The organism is Stenotrophomonas sp. STEN008 (assembly GCF_056760435.1).
The window spans coordinates 39,817-60,540 of record NZ_JBRRET010000015.1 but is presented as its reverse complement, the minus strand read 5'-3'; the positions used below and the strand labels follow the sequence as shown (position 1 = coordinate 60,540).

The window sequence follows — 20,724 nt, the reverse complement described above, 5'->3', positions numbered from 1 at the left end:
GAGGCGTGAGGGACAACAGGCGGCTCAGGGAACGAGGCAGCGCTCGATCTGCAGCGACAGCGCATGGCAGGCATCGAACATGCCATGGACCAGCGCCGCCGAGGGATAACAGTCGGGATCGTCGTTTTCCCGGGCCACGTGGGATGCCTGCAGCACTGCCGTCAGCGCGGTGATGCCGGATGCGCATCGGGTCGCCAGGGCCAGATCGAACGCACGCCCCGGGCTGAGACGGGTTTCGGTCCAGGGCTGGCCATCCGCGCGCAGGTTCCTGCCATGGCCCAGCAGATGGGTGAAGAACGCGGACGGTGGCGAGGACGCGGCGGCATCGCTGAGGGCGTCCTCCATCTTTTCAGCAAGGGTGTTGGGAAGATCACGCAGCGCATCGCCGAGCAGGGCGTGCAGGCGGGGATAGTCGGGGCGCAGATCAGGCATGGCGGCAACCTCACAGGTGGGCCACCCGCGGAGGCAAGGTGGCGGACGGTGCGGGTTGGCGTGCCGGATACATTGTCCAATGCCGGCGGATCAAAAGATCCCCACACACCGTCCGCCATGAACTGGCAGACGGTGCATTGTCGTGATTGCAATGGGAGGTGCAACCGCGACTCGACGGACAACGTATGTTCGGGACGCCAATCCCGGCCAGGGCGGGTGCCTTGGCGCGGCCATCGTTTGCCCTTCGCGGCCTCTGGAAAAGAGGCAGATGCGGCATTTGGCGCAGCACGCGACAGAGCGCCGCGAGTGAAACATCAACTTGTGACCGCCTTCACTCGACACCGCTGACCGAGGCACGCCTACGTTGAACCAGAACCCGCAGCACAACGGCGGGTCGCGACACAGTGCGGCCTGCCATCCGCCTCGCCGCCTATTCAGCCAACCCGACCTGAACCGGCGCATCATGGAGCCCTGGTCTGCAACGGAAGCGAACCATGGGACGGAACTGGATTGTGATGGGGGACCCGACCTCCAGCGGCGGACGGGTCATCACGGCCTCAAGTGAAACCGACATCGGCGGCATCGGCGTCGCGCGGGTCAGCGACAAAGCGACCTGCCCTACCCTGCATAAAGGCGTCTTTCCGATTGTCGAAGGCGATGCCACCTTGATGGTGGACGGCCAGCCGGTGGCGTTGCACGGCAGCGCGCTGGCCTGCGGCTGCCGGGTGTTGTCCAGCCAGCAGGCCGTGGTGCATGTCACGGGGGGCGGAGGGGGTGGTGGCGGCGGCGGGGCCGCAGGCGGTGCCGGCAAGGCGGCCGCGGTCGCCAGCACCGCCGCACAGCTGGCGCGCGCACTGCCCACCGCGTTCGATCAGGCCATCCGTTTTCTCGGCCTGCAGGGCGCACCGTTGGCCGAGGTGCCGTACACGCTGCATCTGGCCGATGGGCAGACCCTTTCCGGCACCACCAATGCGCAGGGCGAGACGGCGCGGGTATCGACCGCGCAGAGCCAGGCCATCGTGCGTGCCGAACTGCGCCCGCCGACACAGCCGACCGGCTGCTGTGCGCGCACGGCGCCGGCCAGCACCGACGAAGCAGAAGTGTTCGATGTGGACGGTGTGGTGACCACCGCCGAGGGCATGGGCACCTCCGTGGTACCGGTAAGCGCGCCTGGCCACGAACGCGCCATGACCGCCGGCGAGATCGAGATGGCACGCCTGGTGTTCGGCGATGCAGTCGACTACAGCACCGTGAAAGTCCATAACCACGGCTACTGGATGTTCTTCGGCTTCCAGGACAAGGACACCGCCGTGACGCCCAACGGGCAGATGTACTTCCCGAAGGGTATCTATCGGGAGGATTACTCGCTGGATACCGTGAGATTCCAGGCGTTCTTCATCCATGAGATGGCCCACGTCTGGCAGTATCAGCTTGGCTACAACGTCAAGCTGGTGCGGGCACCCCGGCCGAACATGAGCTACGACTACGTGCTTGACGAGACGCGGCTGCTGCATGACTACAACATGGAGGCCCAGGGTGACATTCTGGCGGACTACTTCCTCGTCACGTTCCGTGGCTCACAGTCGAGCATGAACAACACGCGTTATCGCGCGACGGCTGGCATCGGCGCACAACTCGAGCGCGCGCTCTCCCAGTTCCTGGCCGACCGCAGCAGCAAGGACAACCTCCCGAGGACGACCCGATGATGCGACTACAACTGCCGGTGGCTCTGCTGGGGCTGCTCCTGCCGATGATGGCCAGCTGCTCCTCGCCAGCCGGTCGCTACCAGCAGGCGACGATACAGAGCCGTGAGGGTGTGCCCTGCTTCGGCGTGCCCGATACCCATGAAACGCGCGTCAACGCCCCCCTTGTCACTGGCGTGTCCGTGATGGAAGTGGGCACCGGCGGCACCCCGCTATGGGAACATGATTTTCTGCGCGAGGGCACAACCGAACCTGCGCTGCCCCCCAGCCAGTGCCTCACCTACGGCGAGGGCGCGGCATCCGCCCCCGCGCTGCGGCCGGGCAAGCGCTACCAGGTGGAGATATGGGGGCGCACACCTGGCACGCCGGGCAAGAAGAATGAAGCACAGGCGCGTGTGTTCAGTGCCTGCTTCCACATGGTGGACGTGGCCGGCAAAAGCATGAAACCCGTCATATCGGACTGCGCGACTGCACTCTCGTCCGGACCGCCACCCGTACGCGAAGACGGCACGTAGCAGATGCCACTTCGAGGTGACCCGTTGATGCGACAGACGGTGGCCTTGGTGTTCCTGCTGTTGCCAATGATGGCCGCGGGTTCACAGCCACAGGGAACCTATCAGCGCGCCACGATCCAGGCACACGATGGCGTACCGTGTTTTGGCGTGCCTGACACGCGTGAGACACGTGCGGCCCCGCCGATTATCGCGGGCGTGACAGTGACGGAAGTGGGCAAGGGACATCCGCCTGTCTGGCAGCGCATCTTTCTTCGCGAAGGGTCTACCGAGCCTGCGCTGGGTCCTGGTCAGTGTCTGCCGTACGGTCAGGAGGGAGAGCCTGCACTCGGCACAGCTTTGCGTGCGGGAAAGCACTATAGGGTGGTTGTTTCCGGCTACACCCCAGGCACCTCCGGCACCACGAATGGTGCGGAGAAGCGTGTGTTCAGCGCCTGCTTCCACATGGTGGAAGCCGCTGATGCCGAGAGACCTGTCGAATCGGACTGCTCAACTGCGGCTTCTGCCGGCATGCCCTTGGGAAGGCGCAGAGTTCAATCCGAAACCCACGACAAACACCCTCGTTGAACTAATCTTGATCAACCCAACCATGTAAATGCAATCGCGGGAAGGAGCAAGGGATGCACTTCTTCTACTTGGACGAGTCGGGCGATACCGGCGCTAACTTGGCGGACGCCCAGCAACCAGTATTTGTGCTTGGAGGGGTCAACCTGCGCGATGAAGGGTGGAACACAACCTACGCCGCTTTGTCCGACCTCCTCAACGACTATTTCGGCGGTGCACCTCCAGCTGCCTTCGAGCTACATGGGTGCGAGTTGCTTTCGCCCAATGGTGAAGGTCCCTTTGCGGGCCACCTGATTGAGCGGCGCTTGCAACTTGTACGAGATTTTCTCAGCGTAATCGAGTCGCGGAAGCATCACGTCCACTACATTGCCATAGACAAGTCGAAACTTGCAGCCGCCCTCGCGATCAATGTCGCCGCCCTTCCCACCCACGCAAGCACGCCCTATACCCTCGCGTACGACTACATGATTACCGAGATCGACCATAGGGTTTCAGAAGGTCTGGGCCGCACAGCGAGGGGGATGCTGATTATCGACAAGAAGGATGAGCACACTCATGCCATTGCGGAAATAACCCAACGACGCCGCTTCGGGAGTCCAGTGGCGTGCAGAACAAAGTGGATTGCCGAGTTCAGCTATCCCCTCGACTCGACACGCAATCTCCTCGTCCAGCTGTCGGACCTAGTCATCCTCTGCCTCCGGCGCTTCTTTGAGATTGAGGGCGGGTACAAGCCGGACACCCCGGCGGTCGTACGACAGTTCTATGCCGAGTGCTTTCGTCGGCTTTACCAAAGAACGCCAATTAAAAAGTTGGCTCTACATAAGGGCGCGGCGAATGCGACTCTCAACGCCCTGCTCGACGGCACGTGCTGCCGCCCAGCTCGCAACGTCGCCAAGAGGTACGGAATCCCCGCCTAACTCACGGTCGGCCTGGAGTGCCAGCTCCATGCCCCCAGCCGCCTAGCAGCCCGACCGAACCTATCCATCAGTCGATAGACGAAAACTCATTGAAGTCATCCAGCCAGCTTGGCGGGATGCTTGATGGCAAGCATGAACTTGCATAAATGATTGGCGGAGAGAGTGGGATTCGAACCCACGGAAGGTTTAACCCTTCGCCGGTTTTCAAGACCGGTGCCTTAAACCGCTCGGCCATCTCTCCGTATCGGCCCGGCACTGCTGGCCGGGAACGCATTCTCGCACGGCCGGAGGAAATGCCCAAGGCCCCCGCCACGGCTGGACCTCCAAGTCGCAACAATGTTCATAGCTAGCACTGTCCTAGACCACTAGCCTGCTCATTTCCGCTCGGCAATGGCCCACATGAACTCTCTCGACCTCCTCTCCATCCGGCCTGGCATGCCCGCCAGCGCGCTGGCCAAGCTACTGGGACATCGCTGGCGCGAACCGGATGAACAGGGCCGTCTGACCTGCCTGACAAAGGATGTGTTCGCCCGACTGGATGAGGAGCGTGCCGTTGGATATGTCCTGTTCTCCTGTTCGATGCCAAGGACGCTCCTGATTGAAGGATTGCGCACGGGCATGCTCATCAGCGATGCTCTGGCCGCCAACCCTCGCCTGACAGCACTTCCGGAAGATCCTGATACGACAGAGGCCGGGTGGACGCGCTATGGCTTCATCTCGGACGGTGGGATGAAGGTCACCGCGAACGTGAGCACACAGGACAACACGGTCAGGAGCGTGCGCCTCGACAATCCTGGTGCCGTCTACTGTGAGCCAGCCCTCCCCGTCTTCGATCCGACGCTGACCCATGCCTTCGACCTGGAGCTGGGTCCGCAACGGATACTCCCCAGGGTCGACCGGGGCGACGAATGGAGCGGCGGTTGGACCCTCGGCCTGCCACCGGGCATCTCCTCCGCGCAATGGCCGCTCAGTGCAAGCAACGGGCAGCCACTGCGACACGCCTTCACCCTGCATCTGCCCCCGGAGTACCGAGTCAAGGGAGAGCAATGGGTTGCCCTGTGCATGTTTGTCGACGATCAGCAGGAGGAGCTGTCGCACGTGGAGGAGATCGCTGCGTTCTTTGACAGTCCGCTTGCAATGACACCGCCGGATGACAGCAACCTGCTTCCTTTCTGGCATTACCGCCATGCCAAGCATCCCCACAGCCGCACCATGGAGGACATCCTCGGCACACAGTACTGTGCGATCTGGCTCACACAGCAGGAATTTGAAGGCGAACTGAGCTTGCCCCCCAAGTCGCTCTCGACCCTGCTGGAAGACCCGCCCGGTTGGATAGAGAAGGACTACGCCAGCTACTTCCACGACAGCTGGCTGTACACCAGAAACGGGGACGACCCTATTCCGGGCGCGGGAATTGGCGGTGCTGCCAATCCGTCAGTCGCGTTGCCGATCAACGCGGTCATCCGCGCTGATGATCCCAATGTGGGCAGATCGCCCCGTGAATGGGAAAGCGAATGCGCCATCAGTGGATACATCGAGGCATTCAGCGATCTCGGACAAGAACTGAATCTGAGTCGCTGGGATTCCGTTGCCCACCTCGGTGGAACAATGCTGCCCCAGCAGGGCTACCCTGAGTTCGGCCCCTATTACCTCGAGTTCGAGGAAGGCTTCGGTGGCTTCAACTTTGGCTGCGGCAACGCCCAGCTCGATCTTGAACAGATGAAGATCGATTGGGCTTGCGGATGACAGCTACGCATTGAAACAAGAAGCCCCCGGACATGGCCGGGGCTTCTATTCTCTATTCGCGCGCGGCTCAGCCCGCATCCACCGCCAGCGCACCCAGCGCGCTGGCCTTGATGCGTTCCTTGGCCTTCTCGCAGGCGCCGTCGCAATGCAGGCGCGAGGCCTCCAGCTGCGGCGGCAGGTGCTCGGCCAGGAAATCGATGAACACGCGCACCGCCGGCAGCAGGCCGCGACGCGAGGCAAACACGGCGTGGCACACGCCCTGCGGCAGCGACCAGTCCGGCAGCACCACTTCCAGTTCGCCATTGCGCACGGCATCGGCGCACACGGTTTCCGGCAGCATGGTGATGCCGAAGCCGTCCTTCACCATGCTCTGCAGCAGCGGGAAGTCGAAGCCGGCCACGCGCGGCTGCAGGTCCACCCGGCGCACTTCGCCTTCCGGGCCATGCAGTTCCCAGCGCTGGCGCGCCTCGTCCTCGCTGATGCTGAGGGTGACGTGCTGGGTCAGCTCTTCCGGCTCCTTCGGGCGGCCCGCGCGGTCCAGGTACTTCGGGCTGGCCACCAGCAGTTCCTGCACCTGGCCGAAGCTGCGCATCACCAGGCTGCCATCGTCGTCCAGGCGCGAGCGCACGCGCAGGGCCACGTCGTAGCCTTCGTTGATGATGTCCACGCGGCGGTTGCTGATGTTCAGCTGCAGCCGCACCTTCGGGTACTGCTCCAGGAACTTGGGCAGCAGCTTGGGCAGCTGCATCTGCGCCAACGACACCGGCACGCTGGCGCGGACCACGCCGCGCGGCTCCGCACTGAGGCGGTCCACCACTTCGCGTGCGGCCTGTGCTTCGGCCAGCATGGTCTGCGCGTGACGGTGCACGCTGGTGCCGACGTCGGTGACCGCGAAGCGGCGCGTGGAGCGCTGCAGCAGGCGCACGCCCAGGTCGGTCTCCAGCTGGCTGATACGGCGGCTCAGGCGCGACTTGGGGATGCCCAGCGCACGCTCGGCGGCGGCAAATCCGCCGTGGTCGACCACCATCGCGAAGTAGTACAGATCATTCAGGTCATGCATGCCCGAGTTCCATATCTAGAACAATACGTGGCATTCAACCACCTTTATTCCGCCTTTGCAACAACCTATCGTTCTCTCCGTCGGCGGCAAACCCGCCCTTCCTTCCAGAACATAGGTGACTGCCATGAAGCTTCTGCATCTCGACGCCAGCGTGCTTGGCGACAACTCCGTCTCCCGCCAGCTGTCGGCAGCGGTGGTGGCCCGGTTCAAGGACCAGATCGACGGCCTGCAGGTCGATTATCGCGATCTTGACGCCAATCCGGTACCGCATCTGCGCAGCAGCTCGCTGGCCAAGACCGATGCGGCCGAGGCGACCGATGCTGAACAGGTGATGCAGCAGTTCCTCGATGCCGATGTCGTGGTGATCGGCGCGCCGATGTACAACTTCAGCATCCCGTCCACCCTGAAGGCCTGGATCGACCGCGTGGCCGTGGCCGGGCGTACCTTCAAGTACACCGAGAATGGCCCGGTGGGTCTGGCCGGTGGCAAGCGGGTGATCATCGCCAGCAGCCGTGGCGGCATCTACACCGATTCGCCGGCCGACTTCCAGGAGCCGTTCCTGCGCCAGGTGTTCGCCTTCATGGGCATCAATGAGGTCGAGTTCGTGCGTGCCGAGGGCATCGCCTACTCGCCGCAGCACCGCGAAGACGCCATTGCCGGTGCACTGGCTGCACTGCCCTCGCATGAGGCGGCGGAAGCGGCAACGGCGTAACGCGTTCCAGCGTTCAGCGCCCCTCTCTCCTCGTCTGGGCGTTGAACGCGGGCCGGGATTCCCCTCCCCCCCACCCCCCCCCCCCCCCCGCGGCGGCCGCCCCCCCCCCCCTCCGGGGGGGGGGGGCCGCCCCCCGCCTTCCCTTACTTCCGCTGCCCCGCGCTTTCGTCACGCACGGCGCGGAACGACTCGTCCTTGCTCCAGTTCGGCCAGCTGCGCGAGTTCGCCAGCTGGTTGCCCAGGGTGTACAGCACCTCCAGGTCGCGGGCGGCGCCGGCGAACACCCAGTCCGGCTGCCACTCGTCGCCCTGCTGGTGGTAGCGCTTGGCGGTGTAGTCCTCCGAGGCCTTCCTGCCAGCAGCCACACCCCCGTCCACCCAGTCCTGTCCGGCCGACCAGGACAGCGCCGGCACGCCGCGCTTGGCGAACGGGAAATGGTCAGAGCGGAAGAACAGGCCCGCTTCCGGCTTCGGATCGGGCGTATAGCGGATGTCCCAGCCCTTGGCCACCTCTTTCAGCTGGTCCAGCAGCTCGAAGCGCGCGGCACCATAGATGCCGAAGTCGCGCGATGGGCCGAACGGCGCCATGCCATCCATGTTGATCAACGCCACGGTCTTCTCCAGCGGATACAACGGGTGGGTCGCGTAGTACTCCGAACCCAGCAGGCCCTTTTCTTCGGCTGTGACCGCCAGGAACAGCAGCGAGCGCTGCGGCTGCTTGCCCTTGGCGAAGCCACGGGCCAGTTCGATCAGCGAAGCGGTGCCACTGGCATTGTCCAGCGCACCGTTGAAGATGCGGTCGCCGCGGGCATCGGGCTCGCCCACGCCGATGTGGTCCCAGTGGGCGCTGTAGATCACGGTCTCGTCCGGGTGGCTGCTGCCTTCCAGCCGCGCCGCCACGTTGTGCGAGGTGATCACCTCGGTCTTCACCGCATACTTCGCGTCCAGGCTGGCGCCGGTCAGCGTGACCGGCGTGAAGTCGCGCTGCTGCGCCTTCTTCTTCAGTGCCTCGAAATCCTGGCCGGCCGCGCGGAACAGGTCCACGGCCAGGTCGCGCTGGATCCAGCCTTCCAGCAGGGGGTGACTGTCGGCCGGGTTGTCGCGCACCACATCGAACATGGTGTTGGTGTTGGAGCCGGCCACCGTTGCCCAGCCGTACGAGGCCGGTGCGGTCTCATGCACGATCAGCACGCCCAGCGCGCCCTGGCGTGCGCCTTCCTCGTACTTGTAGGGCCAGCGGCCGTACCAGGTCATGCCCTTGCCGTCGAAGTCGCCCTTGCCGGTCTCGAAGTCCGGGTCGTTGATCAGCACGACCGCGATCTTGCCCTTCAGGTCCACGCCCTTGAAGTCGTCCCAGTTGCGCTCCGGGGCCTTCACGCCGTAGCCGAGGAAGACCAGCGGCGCCTTGCTGATGTCCACCGTGCTGGCGCCGTTCATCGCCGCGCGCACGGCGATCTGCTTGCCCTGCTCCAGCGCGATGGTCCTGTCGCCCTGATGCAGGGCCAGCTGCGGCGTCCCCACGATGTCGCCCTTGCGCAGCGGCACGGCCTGGGTCCACAGGCGCTTGCCATCCTTCAGGTCGCCGCCCGGCTGCAGCCCGGCGTCTGCAAACTGCTTGCTCAGGTAGGCGATGGTCTTCGCTTCGCCCGCCGTGGCCGGCGAACGGCCCTCATAGGCGTCCGAGGCCAGTTCCTTCACGTCGGCGGAAATACGCGCGCCATCGAATTTCGGCGTGGCCGCCATCAGCGCGCCCGACACCGACAGGGCCAGCACGCCCAGTGCTACTCGCTTCATTGCTCTCTCCAGCAGGGAAATCCCAGCCGAGTGTACAAAAGGGGCCCGAGGGATTTAAGGCGCTTTTGGCACTGTCGGATGGGCCCGCGCCAGCAGGTGATCGCGTTCGCGCACGTTGTCGGTGAGCGCGGCAGCGGCCTGGAACGCCTGCCGGGCGTCTTCGACCCGACCCAGGTGCTGCAGCACTTCACCACGGACGACCTGCAACGGTGCGTAGTCACGCAGACGGTCATCGGAGAGCAGCGGCTGCAGATGCGCCCAGGCAGCGAACGCGCCCTCACTGCGCAGGATGGCCACCACCCGGTTCAACGCCACCACAGGCGAAGGCTGTATCTGCAGCAGCCGCGAATACAGCCCGGCGATGCGTGCCCAATCGGTCTGGTCGGCCTGGCGCGCCGTTGCATGGCACTCGGCAATGCAGGCCTGCAGCACGTAGGGATCGTCGCTACCGCCCGCCGACAGCGCGCGCGCCAGCGCCTGCCGCCCGCGTTCGATCTGCAGCCAGTCCCAGCGTGCGCGGTTCTGCTGGTCCAGCAGCACCGGCCGACCCTGCGCATCCACCCGCGCTGCGGCGCGCGACGCCTGCAGTTCCATCAGTGCCAGCAGTCCCAGCACGGCGGCGGCCGGCATGCGGTGGGCGAGAATGCGCGCCAGGCGAAGCGCCTCCTCGCACAGCGCTGGTCGCATCCAGTCATCGCCGGCACTGGCGGCGTAGCCTTCGTTGAACACCAGGTAGATCGCTTCCAGCACGGAGGCCAGGCGCGCGGGCAACGCTTCGGCACGCGGCACTTCATAGGGCACCTGCTTCTGCGCGAGCGTGCGCTTGGCGCGCACCACGCGCTGGGCGATGGTCGGTTCCGGCTGCAGGAACGCGCGCGCGATCTCGCTCGTGGTCAGCCCGCCGAGCAGGCGCAGGGTCAGCGCCACGCGCGCGTCCGCGGGCAGTACCGGATGGCACGCCACGAACATCAGGCGCAGCAGATCGTCGCCAAGATCGTCTTCCAGCGCGGTGCTGTCGTCGGGTGCCGGCAGCGCGGCCGGATGCAGTGCCTCGCCCCACTGCGCATGCTGCTGCGCCACCCGCTGGTGCTGGCGCAGTACATCGATGGCCCGGTTGCGCGCAGTGGTCATCAGCCAGGCTCCAGGATTGTCCGGGATGCCCTGCTCCGGCCAACGCTCCAGCGCGGCCAGCCAGGTGTCCTGGGCCAGTTCCTCGGCACGGCCGACATCACCGCCGAGCAGCCGCGCCAGGCGCGCGATCAACACTGGCGATTCCATCCGCCAGAGAGTCTCCAGGCGCTGGGTCAGGGCGGGCTCGTGCATGCGCCGATCACAGCATGCACGCTCCCGCCGCACAAGCACCGGCAGTCACGCTTCGACGATGGGCCTGAAACCGCCCCAGAACATCCGCCGGGTATCGAACGGCATGTCCTTCGGGCCGATGCCGGCCAGGCGCGGATCGGCCATCACCTTCGCGTTGATGCGGTCACGTGCCGCACGCGATCGGAACACCACGAAGGCCACGATCACGGTCTCGCCCGGCTTGGCCTTCACCGCACGCGGGAACGAGGTCGACGTGCCGGGTTCCACGTCGTCGGCCACGCATTCCATGTACTGAAGCGCACCGTGATCCTTCCACACCGCACCGGCCTTGCGGGCAAGGCGGCGGTAGGCCGCGACCTTGTCCTCGGGGCACGGCAGCACATAGGCATCGACGTAAGCCATGAGCGTTCTCCTGTCGTCGGGCGTGGCCGCTCAGCCCGGCTCACCGTCCATGTGGGCGATTTCCCAGAGATGTCCGTCCAGGTCCTGGAAGCCACGCTGGTACATGAAACCATAGTCGCGCGCCGGCTGCGGTTCAGTGGCACCGGCGGCAAGTGCCTTGTCCACCATCACGTCCACTGCGTTGCGGCTGTCGGCGGACAGGCAGGTGATCACCTCGGTCTGCGCCTGCGCGTCGGCGATCGCCTTGGTGGTGAACTGCTGGAAGAACGGCTTGACCAGCAGCATCACGAAGATGCTGTCGCTGACCACCATGCAGGCCGCGTTCTCATCGGTGAACGCCGGGTTGAAGTGGTAGCCCAGTGCGGCGAAAAAGGCCTTGGACTTGTCCAGATCCTGCACGGGCAGGTTGACGAAGATCATCTGCGGTTGCGGTGTGCTCATTGCTCAGGTTCCCTGGGAAATGGAAAGAAGGCGGGCGATCAGGGCTGCTTCATGCAGTTGACCATCCACGGCTTGCCGTAGCGATCGGTCAACATGCCCCAGCGGTGCGCCCAGAACGTCTCGGCGATCGGCATCTGCACCTGGCCCCCATCGGCCAGCGCGGCGAACACGCGCTCGGCCTCCTCGATGCTGTCGACATCGACATTGATGGTGGTCGAGCCGCCTTCGCCGGCACCGGGGCCGTCGGCGGCCATCAGGATGGCACTGCCGATTTCCAGCTGGCTGTGGGCCACGTGGTCAAGGGTGTCGGCCGGCATCTCGTTGCATCCCGGCGAGCCGTCGGAGGGGGGCATGTCGCGGTACTTCATTTCCGAGGTGACCTGGCCACCCAGGGCCTTGGCGTAGAAGGCCATCGCCTCGTGGGCCTGGCCGCTGAAGCCAAGGAAGGGAATCAGTTTCATCGGGGTGCTCCGTTCGGTTGAAGATGTCGAGTGTTCGCGGCGCGGCGGGGCTCAGCCTTCGAGCTGCTCGCGCAGACGCTGTTCCTGCTGCTGTAATTCGGGGGTGAAGGCTTCGCCGAAGTCTTCGGCGGAGATCAGCGGGCGCACCTCGAGCGTGCCACCACTGCCAAAGGGGGCGCGGCTGGCCCATTCCACAGCCTCGTCGAGCGAGCGGACATTCCACAGCCAGAAGCCTGCGATCTGGTCGGCGACGGGCGCGAACGGGCCGCTCTCGACCTGCGGTCCAGCGCCGCCGAAGTGAATGCGGCGGCCACGCGCGGTGGCATGCAGGCCTTCACCGGCCAGCATGATGCCGGCGGCAACCAGCTGTTCGTTGTAGGCGCCCATGGCCGTCAGCTCCTGCTCGCTGGGCAGGCGTCCAGCTTCGGAATCGGCGTTGGCTTTGACGATCACCATGACTTTCATGTGGGTCTCCCGTGGGACGCAGGTGCGCGCCCTTCACTGTTACAACGAACGAGGGAACGGGGAATCGACAAATTCTGAAAGTTTTTTTTTGGGGGGGGGCGGGGACCGGTCTCCCGCGCTGCAACATGCCCCGGCGCAAACCTGCGCGATCATGCAGGTCCGCCCCCGCCAGGATCGCGCCATGCAGCAGTACCTGCTTCTGATCTACATCGAACCTGCCTTGCTGCAGGCCCTGCCGACCGAGGCGTTCAACACCTTGATGCGCGACTGCCTGGCCCACGCCGACAGGCTGCAGGCCGAAGGCACGCTGCTGCTGGCGCAGAAGCTTCAGCCGGTGGATACCGCGCAGACCCTGCGCGTCCGCGATGGCCACAGCCGGGTGCTGGATGGCCCGTTCGCCGAAACCCGCGAGCTGCTGGCCGGCTTCAATCTCATTGTCGCGCGCGACCGTGACGAGGCGATGCGCATCGCGCGCGAGTTCCCGTGGGCACGGTTCGGCAGCATCGAAGTGCGCCCGCTGGAGGACATGGACGCCGAGCGTGAGCGCTGCGGCGCCCCGCCCGCTATGGCAGCAGCCGTACTCTGACCTCGCGCTTGCCGATGCCCTCGTTGCCGCTGTAGTCGCGCACGCTGGCACGCACGATGTAGTCCCCCGGCGGCAGGGCTGCCGGCTGCCAGCGACCGGTCTCCATCAGGCCATCGCGCACGGTGTTGGTGACCAGGTAGCGGAAACGGGTGACGGCGCTGCCGTGCACCGTGATGCCGCTGTCCGGTGCGTAGGCAACCTTTACGGCGGCATTCTGCGGCGGCATGCGGTTGAACACGATGTTCCAGCGCGGCTGCTCGTAGCCCTGCAGCGGCCGACCGGCCGCATCCAGGATCTGGTAGCCCACCTGGTACGCGCCCAGCCTGCGCCGGGCCAGGTTGTTGTCGACCTGGTCCCAGGCCTCGACCACGATCTGCACGCCCCGTCCCTGCCGCGCGACCATCACGCTGCCGTCGCTCCCCGCCGTCATCGGCTGGTCGTTGGCGTCCAGCAGCGCCACCTCGGTGATGCGCGGCGCGAAATGATCGGCGAAGTTGCGGAACCCCAGCGCGACCGCGTTGGTTTCAAAGCCGCTGGTACCCACCGCCAGATGCACGTGCGCCTGGCTGTTGATGCTGCCCAGGCGATCGCCCACATGGATGCGCGTGCCCCGGCGCACGCGGATGCGTTCCAGCGCGCCCTGATCGTCATACAGCGCCTGCCAGCGCGTGTCGAACGGTTCCCCGCGCGGCGTGCGGCCCACCCGCATGTGGATGTACTTCAGCCGGTCCACCGCCAGCCCTTCGCCCTGCCCGCCCAGGCTCCAGCTGGCCACCGGGCTGCTGATCTTGCCCTCGGCAATGGCCAGCACGGTCTGGCCGACATCACCGCGCACATCGAAGCCGCCGTGCAGATGGTGCCGGCTCTCACCCCTGAAATTGCCCCGCACCTCACCCAGCGTGCCGACCACTTCGTGCCAGCCCTCCTGCGGTGCCAGCGGCCAGCGCCCGGCCGTGTCCGGCAGCGCTGCATCAGCGGCGGGTCCAACCAGCGCAGGGGCCGGAAGCTCGCCCACCGGCAGCGGCCGCAGCCGATGCAGCCGGTATCCGGCCGCGTCGGCCACCAGCAGGCTGCCATCCACATCCAGCGCCAGGCCGCTGGGGCGCGCCAGCCGCGGCAGCCGGTCATTGCCCACCAGTGCGATCTGGTGGCCCTGTGCGGTGACCTGCACCACGCGTCCCTCAAGGTCGCCCACGTACAGCACGCCATCATGGGTCGCGGCCAGCGACAGCGGCCCGTTGATGACCCCGCCACTGCCGACCCACGTGCTGACCGTGCCATCGGCACCGACACGACGCACCGCGTTGTTGAACAGATCCGCCACCAGCAGGGCCCCGTGCGCGTCGAAGGCCAGCGCCACCGGTGTATCGAACCGCGCCTCGCCTCCTGCCGCGTCGATGAAACCGGGCCGATCGCCCCCGGCGAGGGTGCGCACACTGCCGTCGGTGCCGATCACCCGGATCCGGTCGTTCCAGGTATCGGCCACGTAGATCTGCCCCTGCGCATCCACCGCAATACCCATCGGTGCATCGAAACGTGCCTGCGCGCCGGGACCGTCGGCGTATCCCTGCTCGCCGCCGGCCACCGTGGTCACCTGGCCATCGACGCCAATGCGGCGGATCGCATGGTTGCCGGTGTCGGCCACGTACAGATTGCCCTGTGCATCGGCGGCGATGCCGGACGGCGTGTGGAAGCGTGCCTGCAGTGCCGGGCCATCGACGCGACCTTCGCCCTGCCCGGCCACGGTCTCGACGCGGCCATCGGGCAGGCGGCGGCGGATACGGTTGTTGTCGCCGCCATCGGTGAAGTAGACGCTGCCATCGGCCAGCCGCAGCAGCGCGTAGGGATCGGCGAAGCGCGCCTGCGCGGAGGCCCCATCCCGATCGCCCGGATGGCCATCACCGGCCAGCAGTTCGATCTGCGCGGTCCATGCCAGCGGCGTCGGCGCTGGTCCCGCAGGTGTGTCGGGGTGGGGTTCGTCCGGCAGCCAGAAGGTCGCTGCCAATGCACCGGCGGTTGCCACCGCAACCGCCGCCATCCAGTATCGCCGCGCCATCGTGTTCCATCATTCAACGGGGAGCGACGAACTTAGCCAGTAGTGCCACCAATGCCAACCCGCATCGGCCTCAGCCGCACGCTCGGGTGCTGTTGCAGCGCGCACTTTGATTTCGTCAGGCCAGGCATCGCTGTGCTTCAGCGGCCCTACCCTCCGCTCGCACAGCGCAGCCTGGTTGGCCGGCTCCAGCGCGGTGTCGAGCAGCAGCGCGTCGGCGAACAGCTTCCAGTCGCCATCCTGCATGTAGGACGCTACCGGATGTGGATGCGATTTCAGCGCGGGCTGCGGAAACGCGACGGCCCACACCTGCTTTCGCCCGTGCGATTCGCTGCTGCGCAGGTCGCGCCGTACCGCTGCGCAGGAATAGCGGATGTGGGTGGCCATGCAGGTGTTGCCCGCCATCCTGCACGGCCCCAGCCGGCGGCCCTTGCCGGTGGCGAAATCGTGCCGGCTCAGGCCCAGGATCAACCGGTCGGGGATCGTGCCGAAGGTCTGCTCCAGGCGCGGATGATGGTAGTTGGCCATCGCCGTCGGCGGCTGCGCCGGCACCAGCATCGCCATGCGCAGGTTGCGCAGCGGCGGGAATCCATAGCCATCCAGACCGGCAGCGCGACGGTAGTAGGCGTCCTGCATGCCGCGCAGCGGCGAAGAGCCGTTGCCCAATGCGTTGTTCATCACGTACGCACCCGAGCTGTGGGTGAACACCCGCAACGGCATGTCCGTGTTGTCCACACCCGCCAGCACCCTGCGCAGCTCCAGTCCCACGTAGGGCCCGTTGAGCTGGGCGGCGCCCCAGATCAGGAACGCGTTGCCATGCATGCCATCCCAGTACACGCGCACGAATGACAACGTCTGCCCGCTGGCCGCCCCGCGCTCTCGGAAATCACGCTCCACTCGTTCGTACCAGGCGGCCGCCTCGCGGTAGTCGTTGTTGTAGCCGTGCACCAGCAGCACCACCACACGGCCGTCCTCCGCCGCACGATCCAGCTGCTGCGAGGCGCGCGCACGCAGCACCTGCTGGATCTGCTGCCAGGTGTCGGTGAAGGCGGCGTCGGGCGTCACCCCGGTATCGGCAAGCAGGCTGCGCCACGCCTCTGCCGAGGCGGCACCTGGCACTGCCGACTGCTGGTAGAGATGCCGGAGCGTCGCGAACTCCGCCGACGACGGGCGTGCCCCTTCCAGCATCTGCTGCACCGGCACCGCTACGCTGGCTGCAGGGTAGAGACTTCCCTCACGGTCCAGGAACAGCGCGGTTGCGTCCTGTCGTCGTTCGGCATCGCGATACAACACGTTCTTGCTGGCACAGCCATTGCATGCGATCGCGAACAACAATGCCGCGACCACGCTCCTGATAGGCTTCATGCACATCCCCCTGTGGATTCGATGCTGCAGGCCGGATCGTCCCTCGACGCCCGGGCCGGCGCTCCCCCGCCCACCCGTGCAGCGCCATCCTGCCGCGGCCGAGGGGCGCCCACAATCACCGTCCGACGAGTGGCTACTTTGCCGGCACCTCGATGCGGATGCCCATCGCCTCGCGATAGCGCGTGTACAACGCCATCACCTTGTCCACGTAGGCCAGCGTTTCCGCGTAGGGCGGTACGCCCTTGTAGCGGGTCACCGCGCCGATGCCGGCGTTGTACGCGGCCGCGGCAAGCGTGCGGTCGCCGTTGTAGCGGCGCAGCAGCGCGCGCATGTAGCGCGCGCCACCGTCGATTGACTGCTGTGGCGAGAACGGGTCGCTCACCCCGTACTCCAGTGCGGTCTCGGGCATCAGCTGCATCACGCCCTGGGCGCCCTTGCTGGACACCGCCAGCGCGTCGAAGTTGCTTTCTGCGTGGGCGATGGCACGCAGCCAGGCATCATCAACACCGGTCGCCTTCGCTGCCGCCCTGAACTGCCGCGCGTGCGGTGCCAGCTGCGGCTTGCCGACCCGGCCCAGGCCCTCATGCGCAGGCTCGCCCGGCGGCGTGGCCACGGTGAATTTCAGGAACACCCGCGAGCCCGGCAGATTGCGGGTGGAATAGACCAGCCGGCCGTCCTGCTCACGTTCGTACAGCACGCCGCTGAACACCCCCATGTTGCCCCACAGGTTCGGGGTCTGGATGGCGTTGTCGTCGATATCTCGCGCGGTGCAGCGCGAACCGGGTTCCGGCGCGGTGGCCAGGCTGACGGTGTTGCCCTGCACGCAGCGGTACACCGTGCGCGCAGCCGCCGTCCCGGCCCACAGGAGGGACAGCAGCATCAGCGCAGCGAGGACGGGGCGGCGGGTCATGGCGGCCGGATCATCCGGCCGCCCCCGCTAACGATGGGTGAATGCGGTGGCGGCCGCGCCCCTAGCGGGCCATCCGGCTGCGCAGCGCGTAGCCCACGCCCAGCAGCACGAACCACGCCGGGCTGGCGATCAGGGCCTGGCGGGTATCGGCCTGCAGGCTCAACAGGACCAGCACGCCCGCGAAGAACACCAGGCACGCCCAGCACATCGCCACGCCACCGGGCATCTTGAAGATCGAGGCCTCGTGGCGCTGCGGGTAACGGCGGCGGTAGACCATGTAAGCCACCAGGATCAGCGACCAGACGAAGATGAAGAGCACCGTCGCCAGCGTCGTCACCAGGGTGAAGGCGGTCACCAGATTCGGGATCAGGTAGATCAGCAGCGTGCCGCCCAGCAGGCACAGGCAGGAGAACAGCAGCCCGCGGGCCGGCACCGCCGCGCGCGACAGTTTCGACAGGCCGCGCGGCGCGTGGCCTTCTTCCGCCAGGCCATACAGCATGCGGCTGGTGGAGAAGATGCCGCTGTTGGCCGAGGACGTTGCCGAGGTCAGCACCACGAAATTGATCAGGCTGGCGGCGGCAGGGATCCCGGCCAATACGAACAGCTGCACGAACGGGCTCTTGTCCGGCACCACCTGCCGCCACGGCGTCACTGCCATGATCGCCACCAGCGCAAGCACGTAGAAGATGATGATGCGCACCGGGATCGAGTTGATCGCCTTGGGCAGGTTGCGCTCCGGGTCGGCGGTTTCAGCGGCGGTGGTTCCCACCAGCTCGATGCCGACGAAGGCGAACACCGCGATCTGGAAACCGGCAAAGAAGCCGACCAGTCCCATCGGGAACATGCCACCGTCGTTCCACAGGTTGGCCAGCGAGGCGGTGTGCCCGCTGGGCGAGGTGAAGCCCCACGCCACCAGGCCGGCGCCGGTGATGATCAGCGCGCAGATCGCCACGATCTTGATCAGCGCGAACCAGAACTCCATCTCACCGAACAGCTTCACTGTCACCAGATTCAGCCCCAGCAGCAACAGCACGCACATCAGTGCCGGAATCCACGCATCCAGGCCGGGGAACCAGAACTGTGCGTACGCAGCGATGGCGATGACATCGGCGATGGCGGTGACGATCCAGCAGAACCAGTAGGTCCATCCACAGAAGAAGCCGGCCCAGGGCCCGAGCAGATCGGTGGAAAAATCGATGAAGGATTTGTACTGCAGGCTGGACAGCAGCAGTTCGCCCATCGCGCGCATGACGAAGAACAGCATCGCGCCGATGATCAGGTAGACGAACACGATGGACGGGCCGGCCAGGCTGATGGTCTTGCCCGATCCCATGAACAGACCGGTGCCGATGGCACCGCCGATGGCAATCAGCTGAAGGTGGCGGTTGGACAGGCTGCGGCGCAGATGCTCGGGGGGCTGGGCAGGGTCGGTCATGGCGCGGAATCGGCGGGCGAAGCGTCCGACGGTAGTCCTCCCGGGCCGGTTGCGCCAGCTGGGGACGGGCTGAATCCGGCAAAGTTGGCCGCTTTCACCACAATGTGACCGAATACCTGATTCGTCCCATTCCGCCCGGCGCGGCGGCATGCTCAGATAGCCGCATCTGCCCAAGGATCGGCCCGACCATGCGCCCTGCCCTGCCTGCCTTGCTGGAGCCCCGGACGTGAGCCGACTGCGGATCATCATCGGGGGAACCGCGCTGGCGCTGCTGGCGGCGGCCATTCCCATCGCCGTCATGGCCTACGCCACGTGGGACCGCGCCGTGAGCGTGGAGCAGCAGCGCCTGCACGACATCGCCGAGCGCACCCTGCGGCGCGCGGACCTGTCCTACCAGGAAGCGCTGGCCGCACTGAAATCAGCCGAGGCCACCGCACTCCCCGCCTGCAGCCCGGAGCACATCCGGCGCATGCAGACGCTGGTGATGACCACCCCTTCGGCCGATCAGCTGGGCTATTTCGAAGGCGGCAAACTGCGGTGCACCTCATGGGGGCCGTTCCTGTCCGACGTGAACCAGCCCAGGCCGGACCACGTCACCAGCGACGGCGCCGGCATCGCGGTCGATGTGCGTCCCGAGACCAGCGGCCGCCGCAAGGTGCTGTCGATCCTGTATGGCTCCTACGACGTACTGGTCGATCCCCGCCGCTTCGTCGATGTCATCGTTGATCCGAACGTGCGGCTGGCCCTGGCCAGCCCCGACGGCCGCCTGCTGGCCCGGCAGAACGACATGGATCCGGCGCTGCTGCAGAGCCTGCTGCGCGATCCCGGCATTGGTCTGGACCAGAACACGCTGTACGCCACCGCTCGCAATGAAGAATGGCTGGCCATCGCCACCACCCCGCGGACCGCGCTCACCGCCAGCTTCCGCCAGCAGGCGTGGCTGTTCGTGCCGCTGGGCGTGCTGCTGGCCGCCGCCGGTGCCGGCCTGGTGATCTGGTTGTCGCGCCGCCGGCTGTCGCTGCGGGGTGAACTGGCCACCGCCATCCGCCGTCGCGAGCTGTACCTGCATTACCAGCCGATCATCGAACTGGACACCGGCATCTGCGTGGGCGCCGAAGCGCTGGTGCGCTGGCAGCGTCCGGACGGCACCCAGGTGCGTCCGGACCTGTTCATTCCGCTGGCCGAAGAGGCCGGCATGATCGGCGATGTCACCGATCTGGTGATCGAGAACGTGGTGCGCGACCTGCGCGAACTGCTGGTCGGCGATCGCAGCGCGCACGTGGCGATCAACCTGGCAGCTGAAGACATCAGCAGCGGCCGCGCGTTGAAGATGATCGCCAAGCACATGACCGGCAGCGGCATCCTGCCGCAGCAGATCTGGATGGAGGCCACCGAGCGCGGCTTCCTCGACCTGGACCGCGCCCGCACGATGCTGGCCGCGGCACGCCGCGCCGGGCACAGCGTCGCCATCGACGATTTCGGCGTGGGCTATTCCAGCCTGCAGTACCTGGCACAGCTGCCACTGGATGCGCTGAAGATCGACAAGTCCTTCGTCGATGCGATCGGCACCGACAGTGCCACCAGCCCGGTCACCCCGCACATCATCGGCATGGCGCGCGAGCTGGGCCTGTGGGTCGTGGCCGAAGGCGTGGAGACAGAAGCGCAGCTGGCCTATCTGCACGGTCAGAAGGTGCAGTTCGGGCAGGGCTGGCTGTTCTCCCGGCCGCTGCCACGTGACGAATTCGTGGCGTTCCACCACAAGCGGCAGCAGCGCTACGGCGCAGCGCGCGAACAGATGCAGAACCCGCGCAGCGTACCGATCGAACAGGAGCCACTGCCGTAAG

Annotated in this window: 19 protein-coding genes and 1 tRNA gene; 7 read left to right on the top strand and 13 right to left on the bottom strand. The window is 66.3% G+C overall.

The features are described 5' to 3' along the window. Positions 1–24: 24 nt before the first annotated feature. A complete protein-coding gene (locus ACVOME_RS09570; protein WP_263174940.1) occupies positions 25–432 on the bottom strand; it encodes a hypothetical protein in 408 nt (135 codons plus the stop codon). A gap of 515 nt (positions 433–947) precedes the next feature. Between ACVOME_RS09570 and ACVOME_RS09565 the strand changes: the two genes are divergently transcribed. The 3 genes from ACVOME_RS09565 to ACVOME_RS09555 all read left to right on the top strand — a co-directional run bounded on the left by ACVOME_RS09565 (position 948) and on the right by ACVOME_RS09555 (position 4,128). Beyond that, complete coding sequence (locus tag ACVOME_RS09565) at positions 948–2,138, top strand: PAAR domain-containing protein (RefSeq protein WP_258012869.1); 1,191 nt, start codon at positions 948–950, stop codon at positions 2,136–2,138. After that, a complete protein-coding gene (locus ACVOME_RS09560) occupies positions 2,135–2,650 on the top strand; it encodes a hypothetical protein (RefSeq protein WP_180877061.1) in 516 nt (171 codons plus the stop codon). Before ACVOME_RS09565 ends, ACVOME_RS09560 begins: the two co-directional genes overlap by 4 nt. A 617-nt stretch (positions 2,651–3,267) precedes the next feature. Then, positions 3,268–4,128, top strand: coding sequence for a DUF3800 domain-containing protein (locus ACVOME_RS09555; RefSeq protein WP_481505027.1), 861 nt, complete (start codon positions 3,268–3,270; stop codon positions 4,126–4,128). 151 nt (positions 4,129–4,279) lie between these two features. On the opposite strand, the gene ACVOME_RS09550 is transcribed toward ACVOME_RS09555, so the two are convergent. After that, positions 4,280–4,369 (bottom strand) — tRNA-Ser (locus tag ACVOME_RS09550). Positions 4,370–4,527: 158 nt separating this feature from the next. On the opposite strand from ACVOME_RS09550, the gene ACVOME_RS09545 reads away from it, so the two are divergent. Beyond that, positions 4,528–5,874 carry a DUF7256 domain-containing protein gene (locus ACVOME_RS09545; protein WP_481505026.1) on the top strand — a complete coding sequence of 449 codons (1,347 nt, stop codon included), beginning with the start codon at positions 4,528–4,530 and terminating at the stop codon, positions 5,872–5,874. Between the two features lie 67 nt (positions 5,875–5,941). On the opposite strand, the gene ACVOME_RS09540 is transcribed toward ACVOME_RS09545, so the two are convergent. Further along, positions 5,942–6,934 (bottom strand): LysR family transcriptional regulator, encoded by a 993-nt coding sequence (locus ACVOME_RS09540; RefSeq protein WP_053520355.1) that lies wholly within the window; start codon positions 6,932–6,934, stop codon positions 5,942–5,944. A gap of 124 nt (positions 6,935–7,058) precedes the next feature. Between ACVOME_RS09540 and ACVOME_RS09535 the strand changes: the two genes are divergently transcribed. Next, entirely contained in the window at positions 7,059–7,646 is a 588-nt protein-coding gene (locus tag ACVOME_RS09535; RefSeq protein ID WP_065176020.1) for an FMN-dependent NADH-azoreductase, read from the top strand. A gap of 143 nt (positions 7,647–7,789) precedes the next feature. On the opposite strand, the gene ACVOME_RS09530 is transcribed toward ACVOME_RS09535, so the two are convergent. The 6 genes from ACVOME_RS09530 to ACVOME_RS09505 are packed head-to-tail and all read right to left on the bottom strand — an operon-like array spanning position 7,790 to position 12,531. Beyond that, complete coding sequence (locus ACVOME_RS09530; RefSeq protein ID WP_481505025.1) at positions 7,790–9,439, bottom strand: M28 family metallopeptidase; 1,650 nt, start codon at positions 9,437–9,439, stop codon at positions 7,790–7,792. 54 nt (positions 9,440–9,493) lie between these two features. Beyond that, positions 9,494–10,762, bottom strand: coding sequence for an RNA polymerase sigma factor (locus tag ACVOME_RS09525; protein WP_053518849.1), 1,269 nt, complete (start codon positions 10,760–10,762; stop codon positions 9,494–9,496). A gap of 45 nt (positions 10,763–10,807) precedes the next feature. After that, a complete protein-coding gene (locus ACVOME_RS09520) occupies positions 10,808–11,164 on the bottom strand; it encodes a DUF1428 domain-containing protein (RefSeq protein ID WP_053518847.1) in 357 nt (118 codons plus the stop codon). Positions 11,165–11,194: 30 nt separating this feature from the next. Continuing rightward, complete coding sequence (locus ACVOME_RS09515; RefSeq protein ID WP_065175394.1) at positions 11,195–11,605, bottom strand: VOC family protein; 411 nt, start codon at positions 11,603–11,605, stop codon at positions 11,195–11,197. Between the two features lie 38 nt (positions 11,606–11,643). Further along, complete coding sequence (locus ACVOME_RS09510; protein ID WP_065182537.1) at positions 11,644–12,066, bottom strand: VOC family protein; 423 nt, start codon at positions 12,064–12,066, stop codon at positions 11,644–11,646. Between the two features lie 51 nt (positions 12,067–12,117). Then, positions 12,118–12,531, bottom strand: coding sequence for a YciI family protein (locus ACVOME_RS09505; RefSeq protein ID WP_053518842.1), 414 nt, complete (start codon positions 12,529–12,531; stop codon positions 12,118–12,120). A gap of 181 nt (positions 12,532–12,712) precedes the next feature. Between ACVOME_RS09505 and ACVOME_RS09500 the strand changes: the two genes are divergently transcribed. Next, positions 12,713–13,117, top strand: a complete 405-nt coding sequence (locus tag ACVOME_RS09500) for a YciI family protein (protein ID WP_065175397.1) — start codon at positions 12,713–12,715, stop codon at positions 13,115–13,117. On the opposite strand, the gene ACVOME_RS09495 is transcribed toward ACVOME_RS09500, so the two are convergent. From ACVOME_RS09495 to cycA, 4 genes are all read right to left on the bottom strand, one after another. Beyond that, positions 13,095–15,173 (bottom strand): gluconolaconase, encoded by a 2,079-nt coding sequence (locus tag ACVOME_RS09495; RefSeq protein ID WP_481505024.1) that lies wholly within the window; start codon positions 15,171–15,173, stop codon positions 13,095–13,097. The two genes, ACVOME_RS09500 and ACVOME_RS09495, sit on opposite strands and share 23 nt — an antisense overlap. Positions 15,174–15,182: 9 nt before the next feature. After that, a complete protein-coding gene (locus ACVOME_RS09490) occupies positions 15,183–16,535 on the bottom strand; it encodes a hypothetical protein (RefSeq protein ID WP_481505023.1) in 1,353 nt (450 codons plus the stop codon). Positions 16,536–16,668: 133 nt separating this feature from the next. Beyond that, positions 16,669–17,445: a lytic transglycosylase domain-containing protein gene (locus ACVOME_RS09485; RefSeq protein ID WP_065182540.1), complete on the bottom strand. Its 777-nt coding sequence runs from the start codon at positions 17,443–17,445 to the stop codon at positions 16,669–16,671. 61 nt (positions 17,446–17,506) lie between these two features. Beyond that, positions 17,507–18,880, bottom strand: coding sequence for a D-serine/D-alanine/glycine transporter (gene cycA / locus ACVOME_RS09480; RefSeq protein WP_481505022.1), 1,374 nt, complete (start codon positions 18,878–18,880; stop codon positions 17,507–17,509). 226 nt (positions 18,881–19,106) lie between these two features. On the opposite strand from cycA, the gene ACVOME_RS09475 reads away from it, so the two are divergent. Continuing rightward, positions 19,107–20,723, top strand: a complete 1,617-nt coding sequence (locus ACVOME_RS09475; RefSeq protein ID WP_065182542.1) for an EAL domain-containing protein — start codon at positions 19,107–19,109, stop codon at positions 20,721–20,723. The last annotated feature ends 1 nt before the right edge of the window (position 20,724 follow it).

Coding starts and splice junctions, on each gene's coding strand:
- ACVOME_RS09530 (WP_481505025.1), bottom strand. CDS start 9,439: ATGAAGCGAGTAGCACTGGGCGTGCTGGCCCTGTCGGTGTCGGGCGCG.
- ACVOME_RS09560 (WP_180877061.1), top strand. CDS start 2,135: ATGATGCGACTACAACTGCCGGTGGCTCTGCTGGGGCTGCTCCTGCCG.
- ACVOME_RS09510 (WP_065182537.1), bottom strand. CDS start 12,066: ATGAAACTGATTCCCTTCCTTGGCTTCAGCGGCCAGGCCCACGAGGCG.
- ACVOME_RS09540 (WP_053520355.1), bottom strand. CDS start 6,934: ATGCATGACCTGAATGATCTGTACTACTTCGCGATGGTGGTCGACCAC.
- ACVOME_RS09500 (WP_065175397.1), top strand. CDS start 12,713: ATGCAGCAGTACCTGCTTCTGATCTACATCGAACCTGCCTTGCTGCAG.
- ACVOME_RS09520 (WP_053518847.1), bottom strand. CDS start 11,164: ATGGCTTACGTCGATGCCTATGTGCTGCCGTGCCCCGAGGACAAGGTC.
- ACVOME_RS09515 (WP_065175394.1), bottom strand. CDS start 11,605: ATGAGCACACCGCAACCGCAGATGATCTTCGTCAACCTGCCCGTGCAG.
- ACVOME_RS09490 (WP_481505023.1), bottom strand. CDS start 16,535: ATGAAGCCTATCAGGAGCGTGGTCGCGGCATTGTTGTTCGCGATCGCA.
- ACVOME_RS09565 (WP_258012869.1), top strand. CDS start 948: ATGGGGGACCCGACCTCCAGCGGCGGACGGGTCATCACGGCCTCAAGT.
- ACVOME_RS09545 (WP_481505026.1), top strand. CDS start 4,528: ATGAACTCTCTCGACCTCCTCTCCATCCGGCCTGGCATGCCCGCCAGC.
- ACVOME_RS09485 (WP_065182540.1), bottom strand. CDS start 17,445: ATGACCCGCCGCCCCGTCCTCGCTGCGCTGATGCTGCTGTCCCTCCTG.
- ACVOME_RS09525 (WP_053518849.1), bottom strand. CDS start 10,762: ATGCACGAGCCCGCCCTGACCCAGCGCCTGGAGACTCTCTGGCGGATG.
- ACVOME_RS09570 (WP_263174940.1), bottom strand. CDS start 432: ATGCCTGATCTGCGCCCCGACTATCCCCGCCTGCACGCCCTGCTCGGC.
- ACVOME_RS09535 (WP_065176020.1), top strand. CDS start 7,059: ATGAAGCTTCTGCATCTCGACGCCAGCGTGCTTGGCGACAACTCCGTC.
- cycA (WP_481505022.1), bottom strand. CDS start 18,880: ATGACCGACCCTGCCCAGCCCCCCGAGCATCTGCGCCGCAGCCTGTCC.
- ACVOME_RS09495 (WP_481505024.1), bottom strand. CDS start 15,173: ATGGCGCGGCGATACTGGATGGCGGCGGTTGCGGTGGCAACCGCCGGT.
- ACVOME_RS09555 (WP_481505027.1), top strand. CDS start 3,268: ATGCACTTCTTCTACTTGGACGAGTCGGGCGATACCGGCGCTAACTTG.
- ACVOME_RS09505 (WP_053518842.1), bottom strand. CDS start 12,531: ATGAAAGTCATGGTGATCGTCAAAGCCAACGCCGATTCCGAAGCTGGA.